Source organism: Pseudomonas hygromyciniae (assembly GCF_016925675.1).
GTDB lineage: Bacteria > Pseudomonadota > Gammaproteobacteria > Pseudomonadales > Pseudomonadaceae > Aquipseudomonas > Aquipseudomonas hygromyciniae.
In genome coordinates, this window is the sequence record NZ_CP070506.1 from 786,099 (window position 1) to 801,491 (window position 15,393).

At 61.5% G+C, this 15,393-nt stretch carries 14 protein-coding genes and 1 pseudogene; 11 read left to right on the forward strand and 4 right to left on the reverse strand.

Annotation, left to right across the window (positions count from 1 at the left end):
* Positions 1–232: 232 nt before the first annotated feature.
* A complete protein-coding gene (locus JTY93_RS03305; protein ID WP_205479172.1) occupies positions 233–1,234 on the forward strand; it encodes an AraC family transcriptional regulator in 1,002 nt (333 codons plus the stop codon).
* 71 nt (positions 1,235–1,305) lie between these two features.
* Here the strand turns inward: JTY93_RS03305 and JTY93_RS03310 are convergent, their stop codons facing one another.
* Positions 1,306–2,181 (reverse strand): LysR family transcriptional regulator, encoded by an 876-nt coding sequence (locus JTY93_RS03310; protein ID WP_205479169.1) that lies wholly within the window; start codon positions 2,179–2,181, stop codon positions 1,306–1,308.
* Positions 2,182–2,295: 114 nt separating this feature from the next.
* Between JTY93_RS03310 and JTY93_RS03315 the strand changes: the two genes are divergently transcribed.
* The 3 genes from JTY93_RS03315 to catA are packed head-to-tail and all read left to right on the forward strand — an operon-like array spanning position 2,296 to position 4,699.
* Positions 2,296–3,423, forward strand: a complete 1,128-nt coding sequence (locus JTY93_RS03315; RefSeq protein ID WP_205479167.1) for a muconate cycloisomerase family protein — start codon at positions 2,296–2,298, stop codon at positions 3,421–3,423.
* A gap of 13 nt (positions 3,424–3,436) precedes the next feature.
* A complete protein-coding gene (catC, locus tag JTY93_RS03320; protein ID WP_029299901.1) occupies positions 3,437–3,727 on the forward strand; it encodes a muconolactone Delta-isomerase in 291 nt (96 codons plus the stop codon).
* Between the two features lie 42 nt (positions 3,728–3,769).
* Positions 3,770–4,699 carry a catechol 1,2-dioxygenase gene (catA, locus tag JTY93_RS03325; RefSeq protein ID WP_205479159.1) on the forward strand — a complete coding sequence of 310 codons (930 nt, stop codon included), beginning with the start codon at positions 3,770–3,772 and terminating at the stop codon, positions 4,697–4,699.
* 125 nt (positions 4,700–4,824) lie between these two features.
* On the opposite strand, the gene JTY93_RS03330 is transcribed toward catA, so the two are convergent.
* Complete coding sequence (locus JTY93_RS03330; RefSeq protein ID WP_029299899.1) at positions 4,825–5,298, reverse strand: Lrp/AsnC family transcriptional regulator; 474 nt, start codon at positions 5,296–5,298, stop codon at positions 4,825–4,827.
* A gap of 143 nt (positions 5,299–5,441) precedes the next feature.
* Between JTY93_RS03330 and kynU the strand changes: the two genes are divergently transcribed.
* Complete coding sequence (kynU, locus tag JTY93_RS03335) at positions 5,442–6,692, forward strand: kynureninase (RefSeq protein ID WP_205478837.1); 1,251 nt, start codon at positions 5,442–5,444, stop codon at positions 6,690–6,692.
* 97 nt (positions 6,693–6,789) lie between these two features.
* Positions 6,790–8,220 carry an amino acid permease gene (locus tag JTY93_RS03340; protein ID WP_205478838.1) on the forward strand — a complete coding sequence of 477 codons (1,431 nt, stop codon included), beginning with the start codon at positions 6,790–6,792 and terminating at the stop codon, positions 8,218–8,220.
* Here the strand turns inward: JTY93_RS03340 and JTY93_RS03345 are convergent.
* Complete coding sequence (locus tag JTY93_RS03345; protein ID WP_205478839.1) at positions 8,217–9,146, reverse strand: LysR substrate-binding domain-containing protein; 930 nt, start codon at positions 9,144–9,146, stop codon at positions 8,217–8,219. The two genes, JTY93_RS03340 and JTY93_RS03345, sit on opposite strands and share 4 nt — an antisense overlap.
* Before the next feature lie 192 nt (positions 9,147–9,338).
* On the opposite strand from JTY93_RS03345, the gene JTY93_RS03350 reads away from it, so the two are divergent.
* The 4 genes and pseudogenes from JTY93_RS03350 (at position 9,339) to JTY93_RS03365 (ending at position 13,283) form a co-directional block, all read left to right on the forward strand.
* Positions 9,339–10,103, forward strand: coding sequence for a sulfite exporter TauE/SafE family protein (locus JTY93_RS03350; protein WP_205478840.1), 765 nt, complete (start codon positions 9,339–9,341; stop codon positions 10,101–10,103).
* A 122-nt stretch (positions 10,104–10,225) separates the two neighbouring features.
* Positions 10,226–10,816: an NADPH:quinone oxidoreductase MdaB gene (gene mdaB, locus JTY93_RS03355; RefSeq protein ID WP_205478841.1), complete on the forward strand. Its 591-nt coding sequence runs from the start codon at positions 10,226–10,228 to the stop codon at positions 10,814–10,816.
* Positions 10,817–10,857: 41 nt separating this feature from the next.
* A complete protein-coding gene (locus tag JTY93_RS03360) occupies positions 10,858–11,754 on the forward strand; it encodes a LysR family transcriptional regulator (protein WP_205478843.1) in 897 nt (298 codons plus the stop codon).
* Between the two features lie 82 nt (positions 11,755–11,836).
* Positions 11,837–13,283: pseudogene (locus JTY93_RS03365) on the forward strand (SulP family inorganic anion transporter).
* Positions 13,284–13,398: 115 nt separating this feature from the next.
* On the opposite strand, the gene JTY93_RS03370 reads toward JTY93_RS03365, so the two are convergent.
* A complete protein-coding gene (locus JTY93_RS03370; protein ID WP_205478845.1) occupies positions 13,399–13,782 on the reverse strand; it encodes a lysozyme inhibitor LprI family protein in 384 nt (127 codons plus the stop codon).
* A gap of 195 nt (positions 13,783–13,977) precedes the next feature.
* Here JTY93_RS03370 and JTY93_RS03375 point away from each other — a divergent pair, with 195 nt between their 5' ends.
* On the forward strand, positions 13,978–15,381 hold the full coding sequence (locus tag JTY93_RS03375; protein WP_169995238.1) for a GntT/GntP/DsdX family permease: 1,404 nt from the start codon (positions 13,978–13,980) through the stop codon (positions 15,379–15,381).
* Positions 15,382–15,393 lie beyond the last annotated feature (12 nt).

Genomic DNA, 15,393 nt, shown 5'->3' on the forward strand with positions numbered 1-15,393 from the left:
GGGGGAAGATGGGCCGCATAGTTGGGGCGCAAATACCCACTTCAGTGCAACGACGCCGGGGAATGCGCTACTGTCAGGCTAGGCAATGGTCGAAAAAGCCGGCTTCTTATCCACATAGTCGACGCTCGTTATCCACCCAGTGGACAAGTGCGCGACGTGGCGCAGAACTTGCCTTGATCCACCGGACGCGCCGTCAGAGCGCGCTGGCCACAACCGCCGTGAGTGCACCCTGATGAGTAGCCATACACGCGATATTCGTATTGAACGTTTCGACCTTGAAGGCGCCCGCAGTTGGATGTCTGGCATCTGCGGGCCCCATCGGCTGGAAACCGCCACCCCGGAGCGCCTGCGCTTTCACCACAGTGCCAATGTGTTCAAGTCCCGCGCCACCACGCTGGGGGTGATCGAGTACGGCACCGACGTGACCATCGATATCGAAGACGCCGAACACTTCAGCAGCTACAGCCTGAGCCTGCCGCTGGTGGGCGAGCAAGAACTGAGCAAGGGTGGCCAGCGCCTGAGCTCCAACCGCGATCAGGGCGTGATCATTTCGCCCAATGAACACCAGGTGCTGGCGATCTCCGGCGACTGTCGCAAGCTGCAAGTGGTGATTACCCGTGCGGCAATGAGCGAAACCCTGGAGGGTCTGTTGCAGCGACCGATTGATGCGCCGCTGCGCTTTGAATCGGTGATGGATGCGGTGCAGGGCGCACCGGCAGCGTGGTGGCGCATGGCGCGGCACTTCATTGCGGAGCTGGAGCACAGCAGCGAGCTGTATGACCAGGCGGCGTTTACCCGTGACCTGGAAAGCTCGCTGATCAAGGGCCTGATCCTGGCCCAGCCGAACAACTATTCCGAAGAGTTGCGCGACGTGCTGGGGGTCAAGTTGCCCCACTATCTGCTCCGCGCCCGCCAGTATATTCACGCCAACGCCCGCGAAGCGCTGCACCTGGAAGACCTGGAGGCGGCTACCGGCGTATCGCGGTTCAAGCTGTTCGATGCCTTTCGCAAATACTTTGCCCTGTCGCCCATGGCGTATTTGAAAAAGTACCGCCTGAGCGCGGTGCGCCAGGAAATTCTCGAACACGGGGCCACCCGCACCATCTCCGAGATTGCCCTGGGCTGGGGCTTTACCCACCTGGGAAGGTTTTCGGCGGAGTACCGCAAACTGTTCGACGAGTCCCCCAGCCAGACCTTGCAGCGCAACGATGCCCGACGGATGCGCGGTGCTTGAACACACTGCAAATCAAAATGTGGGAGCAGGCAAGCCCGCTCCTACATTGGGGCAGTGGTGTTTGGGCTGTTTCAGATCAGCTCTTCAACCAATTGCAGGCAATGACCCAGCCCCGGCGACTGATCATTAATCCGCCGGCTGAGAATGATCGGCGAAGTCGCCGTAGCCTCGATAATCGGCGTATAGCCGATATCCGCCCGGTGCAGCATCTGCACCGACGCCGGCACCAGCGTCACCCCCATGCCGGCCCCGACCAGGCCGATAGCGGTCTGCAATTCGTTGGTCCATTGCGCCACCTTGATCGCCAGGCCGTGGGTGTCGAACAGGGCGATCACATGGTCGGCATAGCTGGGGCGCGGGTTGCCGGGGTAGAGCACCAACGGCTCGGCGGCCAGTTGCGCGAGGGTCACGGGGGCGTCCAGCAGCGGGTGCCCGGCGGGCAGCACCGCCACCAGTCGATCCTCCACCAGCACGCGCTGGACGATGGCCGGGTCATCAATGCGAATCCGCCCGAAGCCCACATCGATGCGCCCGGCCTTGAGCGCTTCGACCTGTTGCAGGGTCGTCATCTCCGCCAGGCCCAATTCCAGCTCCAGGGCGTCATGGCTGCGCAGACGGCGAATCAGCTCTGGCAGCACGCCATACAGGGTCGAGGGGGCAAAACCGATGCCCAGCCAGGTCTTCTGCCCCAGGCCAATGCGCCGGGTGTTGTCGCAGGTCTTGGCCAGTTGCTCCAACAGCACATTGGCGTGTTCATAGAAGTAGCGCCCGGCTTCGGTCAGCCGCAGTGGCCGACCACGCTCCAGCAGGATCACGCCCAACTCATCTTCCAATTGCTGGATCTGCCGGCTCAACGGCGGCTGGGCAATGTGCAGGCGTTCGGCGGCGCGGGTGAAGTTCAGGGTTTCCCCCAGCACCTGGAAGTAACGCAGGTGGCGCAGTTCCATACGGATTCCTCTCATACCTTGAAGGTATTGTTCGAGACCAATTCTATATTGGAAGCCAATAACAATGGGCGACAGAATCAGGCCAGACCTATAAAGAACCCAACGGGTATTGCCATGCCGATTTGCGCCATCGAGTCGATCGAGACCATCATCGTCGACCTCCCCACCATCCGCCCGCACAAGCTGGCGATGCACACCATGCAGAACCAGACCCTGGTGATCATCCGCGTGCGTTGCGCCGACGGCATCGAAGGGATTGGCGAGTCCACCACCATCGGTGGCCTGAGCTACGGCAACGAAAGCCCCGACAGCATCAAAATCAATATCGACCAACACTTCGCCCCGCTGTTGATCGGCCAGGACGCCAGCAACATCAATGCAGCCATGTTGCGCCTGGAGCGCAGCATCCGTGGCAACACTTTTGCCAAGTCCGGTATCGAAAGCGCTTTGCTCGATGCCCTCGGCAAGCGCCTGGGTTTGCCCGTCAGCGAACTGCTCGGCGGCCGCGTGCGCGATGCCTTGCCGGTGGCGTGGACCCTGGCCAGCGGCAACACCGCAAAAGACATCGAAGAGGCCGAGAAGATGCTCGACCTGCGCCGGCACCGGATCTTCAAGTTAAAGATCGGTGCCGGTGAAGTCAGCCAGGACCTGGCCCATGTGATCGCGATCAAAAAGGCCCTGGGCGAGCGCGCCAGCGTGCGGGTCGACGTCAACCAGGCCTGGGACGAAGCCGTGGCCCTGCGCGCTTGCAAGGTGCTGGGTGACAACGGTATCGACCTGATCGAGCAGCCGATCTCGCGCAACAACCGTGGCGGCATGGCTCGTCTCAACCTGTCGAGCCCGGCGCCGATCATGGCGGATGAATCCATTGAATGTGTCGAAGATGCCTTCAACCTGGCCCGCGAAGGCGCGGCCTCGGTGTTCGCCCTGAAGATCGCGAAAAACGGCGGCCCGCGCGCAGTGCTGCGCACGGCGGCGATTGCCGAGGCGGCGGGGATCGGCCTGTATGGCGGCACCATGCTCGAAGGTGGGATCGGCACCCTGGCCTCGGCCCATGCGTTTCTCACCCTGAATAAACTGGCCTGGGACACCGAGCTGTTCGGGCCGCTGCTGCTCACCGAGGACATCCTCAGCGAGCCGCTGGTGTATCGCGATTTCCACCTGCATGTCTCGACCGCCCCGGGCCTGGGCCTGGCCATCGATGAGGAACGCCTGGCGTTCTTCCGTCGCGACAAACATTAAGAGGACGCCTGTGATGTTGTTCCACGTAAAAATGACCGTAAACCTGCCTGTGGACATGAACCCCGAGCGCGCAGCGGCCCTCAAGGCCGACGAGAAAGCCCTGGCCCAACGCCTGCAAGCGCAGGGCAAGTGGCGCCACCTGTGGCGTATCGCCGGGTTGTACGCCAACTACAGCGTGTTCGATGTCGACAGCGTGCAGGAACTGCATGACCTGCTGATGCAACTGCCGCTCTATCCCTACATGGCCATCGAAGTGAATGCCCTGTGCCGGCATCCATCGTCGATCCATGAGGATGATCGCTGAGTCTGTCTAGCCCCCTAATAATTACAAGATGAGGATTGCACCATGTCCATTCGACTGTCCCAGACTGCCCACGCCCAGCGCTTCCTCGAAGAAGCCAGCGGCAACCTCAATGATGCCGGCAACCCACGGGCCAAGGCGCTGATCTACCGGATCCTGCGCGATACGGTGAACATCATTGAAGACCTGGAAGTGACCCCGGAAGAGTTCTGGAAGGCGGTCAACTACCTCAATGAGCTGGGCAAGAACCAGGAAGCCGGGTTGCTTGCCGCAGGCCTGGGCCTGGAGCATTACCTGGATATGTTGATGGACGCGGCCGACGAGGAAGCCGGCAAGTCCGGCGGTACCCCGCGCACCATCGAAGGGCCGTTGTATGTGGCGGGCGCGCCGCTGTCCAAGTATGAAGCGCGCCTGGATGATGGCCTGGATGCAGCGGTGCCGCTGTTCATGCGCGGGCAGGTGCGTGATGTCGACGGCAAGCCATTGGCCGGGGCGATTGTGGACGTGTGGCAGGCCAATACCAGCGGTACTTACTCCTGGTTCGACCCGTCGCAATCGGAGTTCAACCTGCGTCGCCGGATCGAGACCGATGCCCAGGGCAACTACCGCTTTCGCAGCATCGTGCCGTCCGGCTACGGCTGCCCACCGACCGGCCCGACCCAGCAGTTACTCGATCAACTGGGCCGTCACGGCCAGCGGCCGGCGCATATCCACTTCTTTATCTCGGCGCCGGGGCATCGGCACCTGACCACGCAGATCAACCTGTCGGATGATCCGTATCTGCACGATGACTTTGCCTACGCCACCCGGGATGAACTGATTGCCGAGATTCGCTTCAGCGAGGATCCGCAACTGGCCCGTGAGTTTGATGTGGAGGGCAAGTTTGCGCAGATCGATTTTGACTTCGAATTGCAGCCAGCGGTGGCAGCGGTCGAGCAAAAACGCCTGCAGCGCGTACGCGCTCTCGAAGACTGAGCGCGGTAAAAAAATGTGGGAGCGGGCTTGCTCGCGAAAGCGGTGTGTCAGTCGCCAGATGTATTGACTGACACACCGCCTTCGCGAGCAAGCCCGCTCCCACATTGGTTTTGTGGTGGGGCTGGTTACTTGCGTACGACCAGGTCCAGCACCTCATCCCGGTCCTTGATCTTCTGCAGCACGATCTCCGAGCGGATATCCATCACCCCCGCCGTGCGGTTCAGGTGGTTCACGATAAAGTCGGAGAAGTGCTTGAGGTTGCGCGCCTGTACCCGCAACACATAGTTGCTGGCGCCGGTGATCACATAGGCGCTGGCCACTTCCGGCCAGCCCTGGACCTTCTTGATAAAGGTCTCGTGCCAATCCTCCATATCCTGGCGCAATGACAGGTGGACGATGGCTTCCAACTCGATCCCCAACTGCTCGGCATTGAGCACCGCGCGATAACCGCTGATCACCCCTTCACTCTCCAAAAGGCGCAAACGGCGCAGGCAGGCGGACGGCGACAGGGCGACTTTCTCCGCCAGTTCCTGGTTGCTGATACGGCCATCCTGTTGCAGGAAATGCAGGAGGCGCAGGTCGGTGGCGTCGAGAATCATGCTTAGAATTAATCCGCGTATTTGGAGGTTAAATTCGAATTTCCTACAGCTTATTAAGCCAGTTGTAGCGCACTTTGCACGAAAATTCTGCAAATCTTCGTTCATTATTTGGTCCATCGTCACCTATAAAAACAGGACTTTCCATGACCACCCGAAACCATTGCCAGACCCTCGATGCCCAGGACCCGCTGGCGCCACTGCGCGATCAATTCGCCCTGCCGGAAGGCGTGATCTACCTCGACGGCAACTCCCTCGGCGCACGTCCGGTGGCGGCATTGGAGCGGGCGCAAGCGGTGATTGCCCAGGAGTGGGGCGATGGTTTGATCCGCAGTTGGAACAGCGCCGGCTGGGCCGATCTGTCTCAGCGCCTGGGCAACCGCTTGGCGCCGCTGATCGGCGCGGGCGAGGCTGAAGTGGTGATTACCGATACCACCTCGATCAACCTGTTCAAGGTGCTCAGCGCAGCCTTGACCGTGCAGCGCCAACGCCAGCCGCAACGCAAAGTGATTGTCAGTGAAGCGAGCAACTTCCCCACCGACCTGTACATCGCCGAAGGCCTGGCTGCGCTGCTGCAACAGGGCTACTCCCTGCGCCTGGTGAACAGCCCGGACGAACTGCCAGCGGCCATCGACCAGGACACCGCCGTGGTGATGATCACCCACGTCAACTACAAGACCGGCTACATGCACGACATGCAGGCGCTGACCGCCCTGAGCCATGAGTGCGGTGCGCTGGCGATCTGGGACCTGGCGCATTCAGCGGGCGCGGTGCCGATTGACCTGCACCAGGCCGGCGCCGACTACGCCATTGGTTGCACCTACAAATACCTCAACGGCGGCCCCGGTTCCCAGGCGTTTGTCTGGGTCAACCCGGCGCTGGTAGAGCTGGTGACGCAGCCGCTGTCGGGCTGGTTCGGCCATAGCCGCCAGTTCGCCATGGAGTCCAACTACGTCGCAGGCAAGGGCATCACCCGCTACCTGTGCGGCACCCAGCCGATCACCTCGTTGGCGATGGTCGAGTGCGGCCTGGATATCTTCGCCCAGACCGACATGGCCAGCCTGCGTCGTAAATCCCTGGCGCTGACCGACCTGTTTATCGAGCTGGTGCAAAGCCGCTGCGCCGCCCACGCCCTGACACTGATCACCCCGCTCGAGCATGCCAAGCGCGGCAGTCATGTGAGCTTCGAACACCCCGAAGGCTACGCCATCATTCAAGCCCTGATCGCCCGTGGCGTGATCGGTGACTACCGCGAGCCGAAGATCATGCGCTTTGGCTTTACCCCGCTGTACACCAGCTTCACCGAGGTGTGGGATGCAGTAGAAATCCTTGGCGAAATCCTCGATGGCAAAACCTGGGACCAACCACAATTCAAAGTGCGCCACAGCGTCACCTAAGCGCACCACAAAACCCATGTAGGAGCTGGCTCCCACAGCCAGCTCCCACAGGTGCTTGGCCAGCAGTAACCATCACAATAATAAAAGGGGCACGCACGTGACCACGCCAGACAACGGCTTTGCAGCAATCACCAATCGCGAGTTGGGCCTGCGGCGCCAACTCACTTCCGGGCAAATGAGCATGATCGCCATCGGTGGCGCCATTGGCACCGGGCTGTTCATGGGCAGTGCCTATGCCATCGGTTATGCCGGCCCCAGCGTGCTGGTCAGCTACGCCATCGGTGCGTTGATCACCCTGTTGTTGATGGGCTGCCTGGCGGAGATGACGGTGGCCCATTCCACCTCCGGCTCCTTTGGCGCCTACGCCGAGTTCTATATCAGCCCATTGGCCGGGTTCCTGGTGCGCTATGCCTACTGGGCGGCGATTGTGCTGGCGGTGGGCGCCGAGGTCACGGCGGTGGCGATGTACATGAAGTACTGGTTCGCCAACGTGCCGGAATGGGTGTGGATCGTCTCGTTCTCCAGTGTGTTGATCGTGCTCAACGCCATCAGTGTGAAAACGTTCGGTAACTTCGAGTACTGGTTCTCGACGATCAAGATCAGCGCCATCGTCGGCTTTATCATCCTTGCGGTGTATGTGGTGTTCGGCTCTGGCAACCCGGATTACGGGGTGCAGAACTACACGGCCCATGGCGGTTTTTTCCCCAATGGCCTGAGCGGCATGTGGATCGCGGTGATCGTGTCGATCTTCAGCTACCTGAGCGTGGAGATGATCGCGGTGGCGGCGGGTGAAGCGGCCGACCCGGAGCAGGCGGTGAAAAAAGCCTTCCGTGCCACGATTGTGCGGTTGGTGGTGTTCTACCTGCTGACCCTGGCGTTGATGCTGGCCATCGTGCCGTGGAACCAGTCCGGGCAGAGCCAGAGCCCGTTTGTCACGGTGATGCAGACCATCGGCATTCCCGGCGCCACCGGGGTGATGAACTTCGTGATTCTGATTGCCGCATTGTCGGCGATGAACAGTCAGCTCTACATCACCACACGCATGATGTTCAGCCTGTCCCGTGGCGGCTTTGCGCCAAAATCCATGGGTGCCTTGAGTAAAAGCGGCATCCCCCTGAATGCATTGCTGTTTTCCAGTTCGGGCATCGCCCTGGCGACCTTGTTGAACGTGGTGTACCCGGAAAGCTCCTTCACCTTGATGATGGCCATCTCGATGTTTGGCGCGATTTTTACCTGGTTCATGATCTTCCTCACGCACCTGTTTTTCCGCCGTTACCGCAAGCGTCACGGCGGGCCGAAGTTGTCGTTCCAACTGCGGCTGTTTCCCTACAGCACGTTGCTGGGGCTGGTGCTGATGGGCGCGGTGATGGTGACCACCTACTTCACCGAGGCGTTCAAGATGACCCTGGTGTTTGGCGTGCCGTTCCTGTTGATCCTGTCGGCGGTGTATTACGTGTTCTTCCGCAAGCGCCGCGCAACCCCTGTAGGCGCGAGCGTGCTCGCGAAAAACCCGAGCACGCCACGTTAAACCTGCAAGCCCGCGTTATCGTTGACGACCTTCGCGGGCAAGCCCGCTCCTACCGTGAGTGCGTTCAGCAGGGCAGTGGCATAACCCGGCAACTGCTCAAACGAACGTGCGCATAACAGCAGTGTGCGACAGGCCCAGTCTTCCGTCAGGGGCTGGGCCTGAAATGGCTGCGCGTGGGGCCAGCGCTGCAATGCCGCCAGCGGCACAATCCCCAGCCCGGCACCACGGGCGACCATGCGCATCACCCCATCAAACCCGTCGGCACGTACCCGGGTCTGTAAGCGGAAGCCCGCGTGCAGGGCCTGTTCCTCCAGGTACACCGACAATGCACTGTCGGCGGCCAGGCCCACATAGTCGTAGGGCAGGCTGTCGATAAAACTCACTGCGCCGGCGGTGAGCGGGTGCCCTGTCGGCAGGATCAACACCAGTGGATCATCGCGAAACGGCCGGGTCTGCAAACCGTGGGTGTCCACCGCATCGGAAATAATCCCCAGGTCCGCCGCGCCCTGGCGCAAGGCGTGGGTGATGCGCAGGCTGGGCAGTTCTTGCAGGTCGATATCGAGGTTGGGGTGGGCGCAGAGAAAATCCGCCAGCAACTCCGGCAGGTATTCGCTGAGGGCGGTGGTGTTGCACAGCAGACGCACCTGGCCTTTGACGCCGTTGGCGTACTCCGCCAGGTCTTGTTGCAGGCGCTCGGCCTGCTGCAAGAGCAGGCGTGCGTGCCGGGCCAGGGCGTTGCCGGCGGCGGTCGGGGTCACGCCACGGCGGCCACGCTGCAGGAACGCGGTGCCCAATGAGGTCTCCATGGCGCGGATGCGCGCACTGGCGGCGGCCAGGGATAAATGGCTGCGGGCGGCGCCGGCGGTGATGTTGCCGGTGTCGAGGATGTGCAGGTAGAGGCGCAGGTCGATCAGGTCAAAGTGCATGGCTGGAAATCTCGGGTGCCTGGACGGGCCTCATCGCAGGCAAGCCAGCTCCCACATTGGGATTTGTGAACACATTCAAAAATGTGGGAGCTGGCTTGCCTGCGATAGCGTTCTGAGCCTCACACAAAACAAGAGGCAGCCTCAGTATATGGCGAATTTCCAACCCCTCGCCAAACCCGCACAATTCCCGCCATGACGACCTTCCTAGCGTTCTACCAAAACCTCGGCCCAGCCCTGACGCTGCTGGTGATCGGCACCTTCCTGCTGGCCGGCACCGTCAAGGGCGTTATCGGCCTGGGCCTGCCCACCGTCGCCATGGGCCTGCTCGGCCTGGCTATGCTGCCGGCGCAGGCTGCAGCCCTACTCATCATCCCGTCTACCATCACCAACCTCTGGCAACTGGCCTTCGGTGGTCACTTGGGCGCATTAGGCAAACGCCTGTGGCCGATGCTCCTGCTGATTTTCCTCGGCACCGGGCTCGGCTCACTTTGGCTGGGCATGGACGCTGGCCCATGGGTGGTTCGGGCGCTGGGTGGGGCATTGCTGGTGTATGCGCTGTGCGGTTTGTTTCTACCCGCCTTGCGCGTACCGGCGGCCTCCGAGCGTTGGCTGGGACCTGTGTGTGGCCTGCTGACGGGGATCATCACCTCGGCCACCGGCGTCTTCGTGATCCCGGCCGTGCCCTACCTGCAAGCACTGGGCTTGAACCGTGACCAACTGGTGCAGGCGCTGGGCCTGTCCTTCACCGTGTCCACCCTGGCCCTGGCAGCCGGGCTGTTGTGGCGTGGCAATCTCGGTGCCGGCGAATTGAATGCTTCGCTGCTGGCGCTAGTACCGGCGCTGCTGGGCATGTGGCTGGGGCAAAAGCTGCGCCAGCGCATCAGCGGTGTGCTGTTCAAGCGCGTGTTTTTTATCGGCATGGCGGCCCTGGGCGGGCACCTGTTGATTGGCGGCTAGCGCAACAATCAGATAGTTACTCGTGCTTGAAGGTCAAAAGTGTTTTGCCGTTCCGTGGCTTACTCACCCGAGGGGTTGCCCGTAGCCTGCGCTCATACATTTTCAACCTTCAGGTAACCCCCATGAAAAAAGTTCTGTTGCTCAACGGTGGTAAAAAATTCGCCCACTCGGACGGTCGCTACAACGACACCCTGCACGACGCCGCCCTGGCCGTGCTGGATCGTGGTGGTATTGACGTGAAAGTCACCCACATCGATGCCGGCTACGACGTGGCCGAAGAAGTCGCCAAGTTCCTCTGGGCCGACGTGATCATCTATCAAATGCCCGGCTGGTGGATGGGCGCCCCGTGGATCGTCAAGAAGTACATCGACGAAGTCTTCACCGAAGGCCACGGCAGCCTGTACGCCAGCGATGGCCGCACCCGTTCCGATGCCTCGCAAAAGTACGGCAGCGGTGGCCTGATCCAGGGCAAGCAGTACATGTTGTCGCTGACCTGGAACGCGCCGCAGGCGGCCTTCGACGATCCGAGCGACTTCTTTGAGGCCAAGGGCGTGGATGCGGTGTATTTCCCGTTCCACAAGGCCAACCAGTTCCTGGGTATGAGCAGCCTGCCGACGTTCCTCTGTGTGGACGTGATGAAGCGCCCATCCATTGAGGCTGATGTGCTGCGTTACGAGGAGCATCTGGCCCAGGTGTTTAACCTGCCCCGGTAATACGGCTAGTATCCACGCAGCCGTATTCACGAGGATTCACGTTGAAAGCCCGATCCGATGAGCTACAGATCTTCGTCTGCGTGATTGAGTGCGGTTCGATTTCCGCCGCCGCCGAACAAGTCGGGCAGACGCCCTCGGCGGTCAGCCGCACCTTGTCGCGGCTCGAAGCCAAGCTCGACACCACCCTGATCAACCGCACCACGCGGCGCATGGACCTGACCGAAGAGGGCAAGTATTTCTTCGAACAGGCCAAGCTGATCCTGGCGCAGATGGACGAGTTGGAAGAGCGCCTGTCGTCGCGGCAGAAAACCCCGTCCGGGCGCCTGCGGATCAACGCGGCGTCGCCGTTCATGCTGCATGCCATCGTGCCGTACGTCGCCGAGTTTCGCCGCCTGTACCCGGATATCCAATTGGAGCTCAACAGCAACGACCTGATCATCGACCTGCTGGAGCAGAGTACCGATATTGCGATCCGCATCGGCACCCTGGCGGATTCGACCTTGCATGCGCGCTCCCTGGGCTGCAGTCCACTGCATATCCTGGCCAGCCCGGCGTACCTTGAACAACACGGCACGCCGACCAGCGTGGCAGACCTGGCCAGCCATACCTTGCTCGGTTTTACCCAGACCGAAACCCTCAATCATTGGCCGCTGCGCCATGTGCAGGGTGATCGTTGGCAGATCGAGCCGGACATTGCCGCGTCCAGCGGTGAAACCCTTCGCCAACTGGCGTTGGAGGGGCAGGGGATCGCCTGCCTGTCGCACTTCATGACCATCGAAGACATCAACGCCGGCCGCTTGCAGACGGTACTCGCGCCGTTCAACAGTGGTTATCGCCAGCCGATCAATGCGGTGTACTACCGCAACTCGCAACTGGCCCTGCGTATCCAGTGCTTCCTCGACTTTATCCAGGAAAAGCTGGCGCGCTACGCCTGTTGACCCGACTGCTTAGCACAGTGGTTCCATCTGATGTATTTGCGTACCATCGCCACCTCATTCCCCGCAATCCCCCGGTAACCCCATGAAGCTCTTTCGTCTGCGTGCCGATGCCCTGGCCGGACTCACCACGTCTTTTGCCTTGCTGCCCGAATGCATCGCCTTTGCCCTGGTGGCCCACCTCAACCCGCTGATGGGGCTGTATGGCGCCTTTATCATCTGCACCTTGACCGCCTTGTTCGGCGGCCGGCCGGGGATGGTTTCGGGGGGCGGCGGGGTCGATGGCGGTGGTGATCGTCGCGCTGGTGGTGCAACACGGCGTGGAGTACCTGCTGGCGACAGTGCTGCTCGGCGGTTTGATCATGATCGCCTTCGGCTTGCTGCGCCTGGGCAAACTGGTGCGCATGGTGCCGCACCCGGTGATGCTCGGCTTCGTCAACGGCCTGGCGATCATCATTGCCCTGGCGCAACTGGAGCATTTCAAGAGCGGTGAGACCTGGCTGCGCGGCACGCCGTTGTATGTGATGGGCGGGCTGGTGGCAGCGACCATGGCCATCGTCTACCTGTTGCCGCGCCTGACGCGCGCGGTGCCGCCGGCGCTGGTGGCGATTCTCGGCGTGGGGCTGGCGGTGTACCTACTGGGCTTGCCCACGCGCACCCTGGGCGACATGGCCCATATCGCCGGCGGCCTGCCGACCTTCGCGCTCCCGCAGATTCCCTGGACCCTGGAAACCCTCGGCATCATCGCGCCCTACGCGTTTTTGATGGCGATGGTGGGGCTGCTGGAAACCCTACTGACCTTGAACCTCACCGATGAAATCACCGAGACCCGTGGCTACCCCGACCGTGAAAGCGTGGCCCTGGGCGCGGCAAATATGGTCAGCGGGGTGTTTGGCGGCATGGGCGGCTGCGCGATGATCGGGCAGACGGTGATCAACCTCAGCTCGGGCGGGCGCGGGCGTTTTTCCGGGGTGTTTGCCGGGGTGATGATCCTGCTGTTTATTTTGTTCCTGTCGCCGCTGATCGAGCGCATTCCCCTGGCGGCGCTGGTGGGGGTGATGTTCGTGGTGTCCCAGCAGACGTTTGCCTGGGCGTCGCTGCGGGTCATCAACAAAGTGCCGCTCAATGATGTGTTGGTGATCATGGCGGTGACGGTGATCACCGTCTTTACCGACCTGGCCACGGCGGTGCTGTGCGGGATTGTGATTGCCGCGCTCAATTTTGCCTGGCAACAGGCCCGCGAGCTGTACGCCGATGAACATCTGGAGGCGGATGGCAGCAAGCTCTATCGGCTGCACGGTACGCTGTTTTTTGCCTCGACCACGCCGTTCTTGAACCAGTTCGACCCGGCCAACGATCCGGCCCAGGTCACGCTGGACTGCCGGCACCTGAGCTTTGTCGACTACTCCGCCATCGCGGCATTGATGACCCTGCGCGAGCGCTACGCCAAGGCAGGCAAGCACCTGCGGGTGCTGCATTTGTCCGAGCGCTGCAAGAAACTGCTCAAGCGTGCGCGGGTGCAACACGACTGATCACCCCACCCTGTAGGAGCGAGCTTGCTCGCGAAAAGCGTCAACGATAACGCGGGCTTTCTGGATACACGCGGCGCTCTCAGGTTTTTCGCGGGCAAGCCCGCTCCCACAGAGATCAAGGCCCGACGAGGTTTTCCAGTTCTTCGGCGCGGGTCTGGGTCATGTCCAGCACACACCCAGAGCCATTGACCTGGTCAATACTGCCGCCGGTCGCGGAGCCAGCGAAGGCGCAATTGGCATCGCGGTACTTGATCCACAGGCGCTGCACATCCTGCAATTGTTGCTTGCGCGGGCCTTGTTGGGCCTGCAGCGCGGTTTTGTAGGCGCTGTTCAGGCGCTTGTCCTGGATCTTGGTTTCCTGGGCGTTGCAGCCGACCATCGCGGCGGTGGTGTTGGCGCTGTCCATGCATTTTTGCAGGGCAGGGCTGCTGTCGGCGGCCATCGTGGTGCCGGACGAGGCCAGCAGTATTGCGCTGATGGCGAGGGTTCTACGGTTCATGACGGCATTCCTGAAGATGATTCGGTGTGCAAGTTGAGACCGGGCACGGGCAGTCGAGTTTCCCTTACCGCCTGCAGCGCGCATGTAAGAACTATCCCCTGATTTTCATCCCGGGTCTGAGGGCATGTCCCAAAGCGACAGCGCTTATCTGTGGGCGAAAATTACTTTCATAAAATTTGAAAAAGCTCATCGGTAATGATTTATGAGTTTCACAACCAATTCGACGTGACCCTTTCCGAGGAGTACCGCATGGCCACATCACCTGGCGTCTGGCTGTTGGCATACGCTGCCATCGCCATCATTGCATTGATCGTGCTGATTGCACGTTACCGGCTCAACCCGTTTATCGTCATCACCCTGGTGTCCATCGGCCTGGCGCTGCTGGCCGGGATGCCGGCGGATACGATCATGGGGTCGTATGAGGCCGGGGTCGGCAAGACCCTGGGGCATATCGCGCTGGTGGTGGCCCTGGGCACGATGCTCGGCAAGATGATGGCCGAGTCCGGCGGTGCCGAGCAGGTGGCGCGTACCCTGATCAACCGTTTTGGCGAGCGCAATGCCCATTGGGCCATGGTGTGCATTGCCTTCCTGGTGGGGCTGCCGCTGTTTTTCGAGGTCGGTTTTGTATTACTGGTGCCGATCGCCTTTACCGTGGCCCGGCGCGTGGGGGTGTCGATTCTGATGGTCGGCCTGCCGATGGTCGCCGGTCTTTCGGTAGTGCATGCCCTGGTGCCGCCGCATCCGGCGGCGATGATGGCGGTGCTGGCCTACAACGCCTCGGTCGGGCAAACCGTGTTGTATGCGATTTTGATCGGCATCCCCACCGCGATCATCGCCGGCCCGGTGTACGCCAAGTTCATCGTGCCGCGTATCCACTTGCCTGCCGAGAACCCCCTGGAGCGCCAGTTCATCGAGCGCGAGCCACGTACCCGCCTGCCCAGTTTCGGCCTGACCATGGGCACCATTCTGTTGCCGGTGGTGCTGATGATGATCGGCGGTTGGGCCAACCTGATCTCTACGCCCGGCAGCGGCTTCAACCAGTTCCTGTTGTTTATCGGCAACTCGGTGATCGCCTTGTTGGTAGCGACCCTGCTCAGCTTCTGGACCCTGGGCCTGGCCCAGGGCTTCAACCGCGAGTCGATCCTCAAGTTCACCAACGAATGCCTGGCGCCGACCGCCAGCATCACCTTGCTAGTGGGCGCGGGCGGCGGCTTGAACCGGATCCTGGTGGACGCCGGCGTGACCCATGAAATCCTCGGCATGGCCAATGCCTTCAACTTGTCGCCGCTGGTGATGGGCTGGTTGTTCGCCGCGCTGATGCGCATTGCCACCGGCTCGGCCACTGTGGCCATGACCACCGCGTCCGGCGTTGTTGCGCCCGTGGCCCTGGGCCTGGGTTATCCACACCCGGAATTGTTGGTGCTGGCGACCGGTGCAGGCTCGGTGATTTTTTCCCACGTCAACGACGGTGGCTTCTGGCTGATCAAGGAATACTTCAATATGACGGTGATCCAGACCTTCAAGACCTGGACGGTGCTGGAGACTTTGATTTCGTTGGTCGCCTTCGGCCTGACCTACGGCCTGTCTCTTGTTTTATGAGCCTGATCCTGT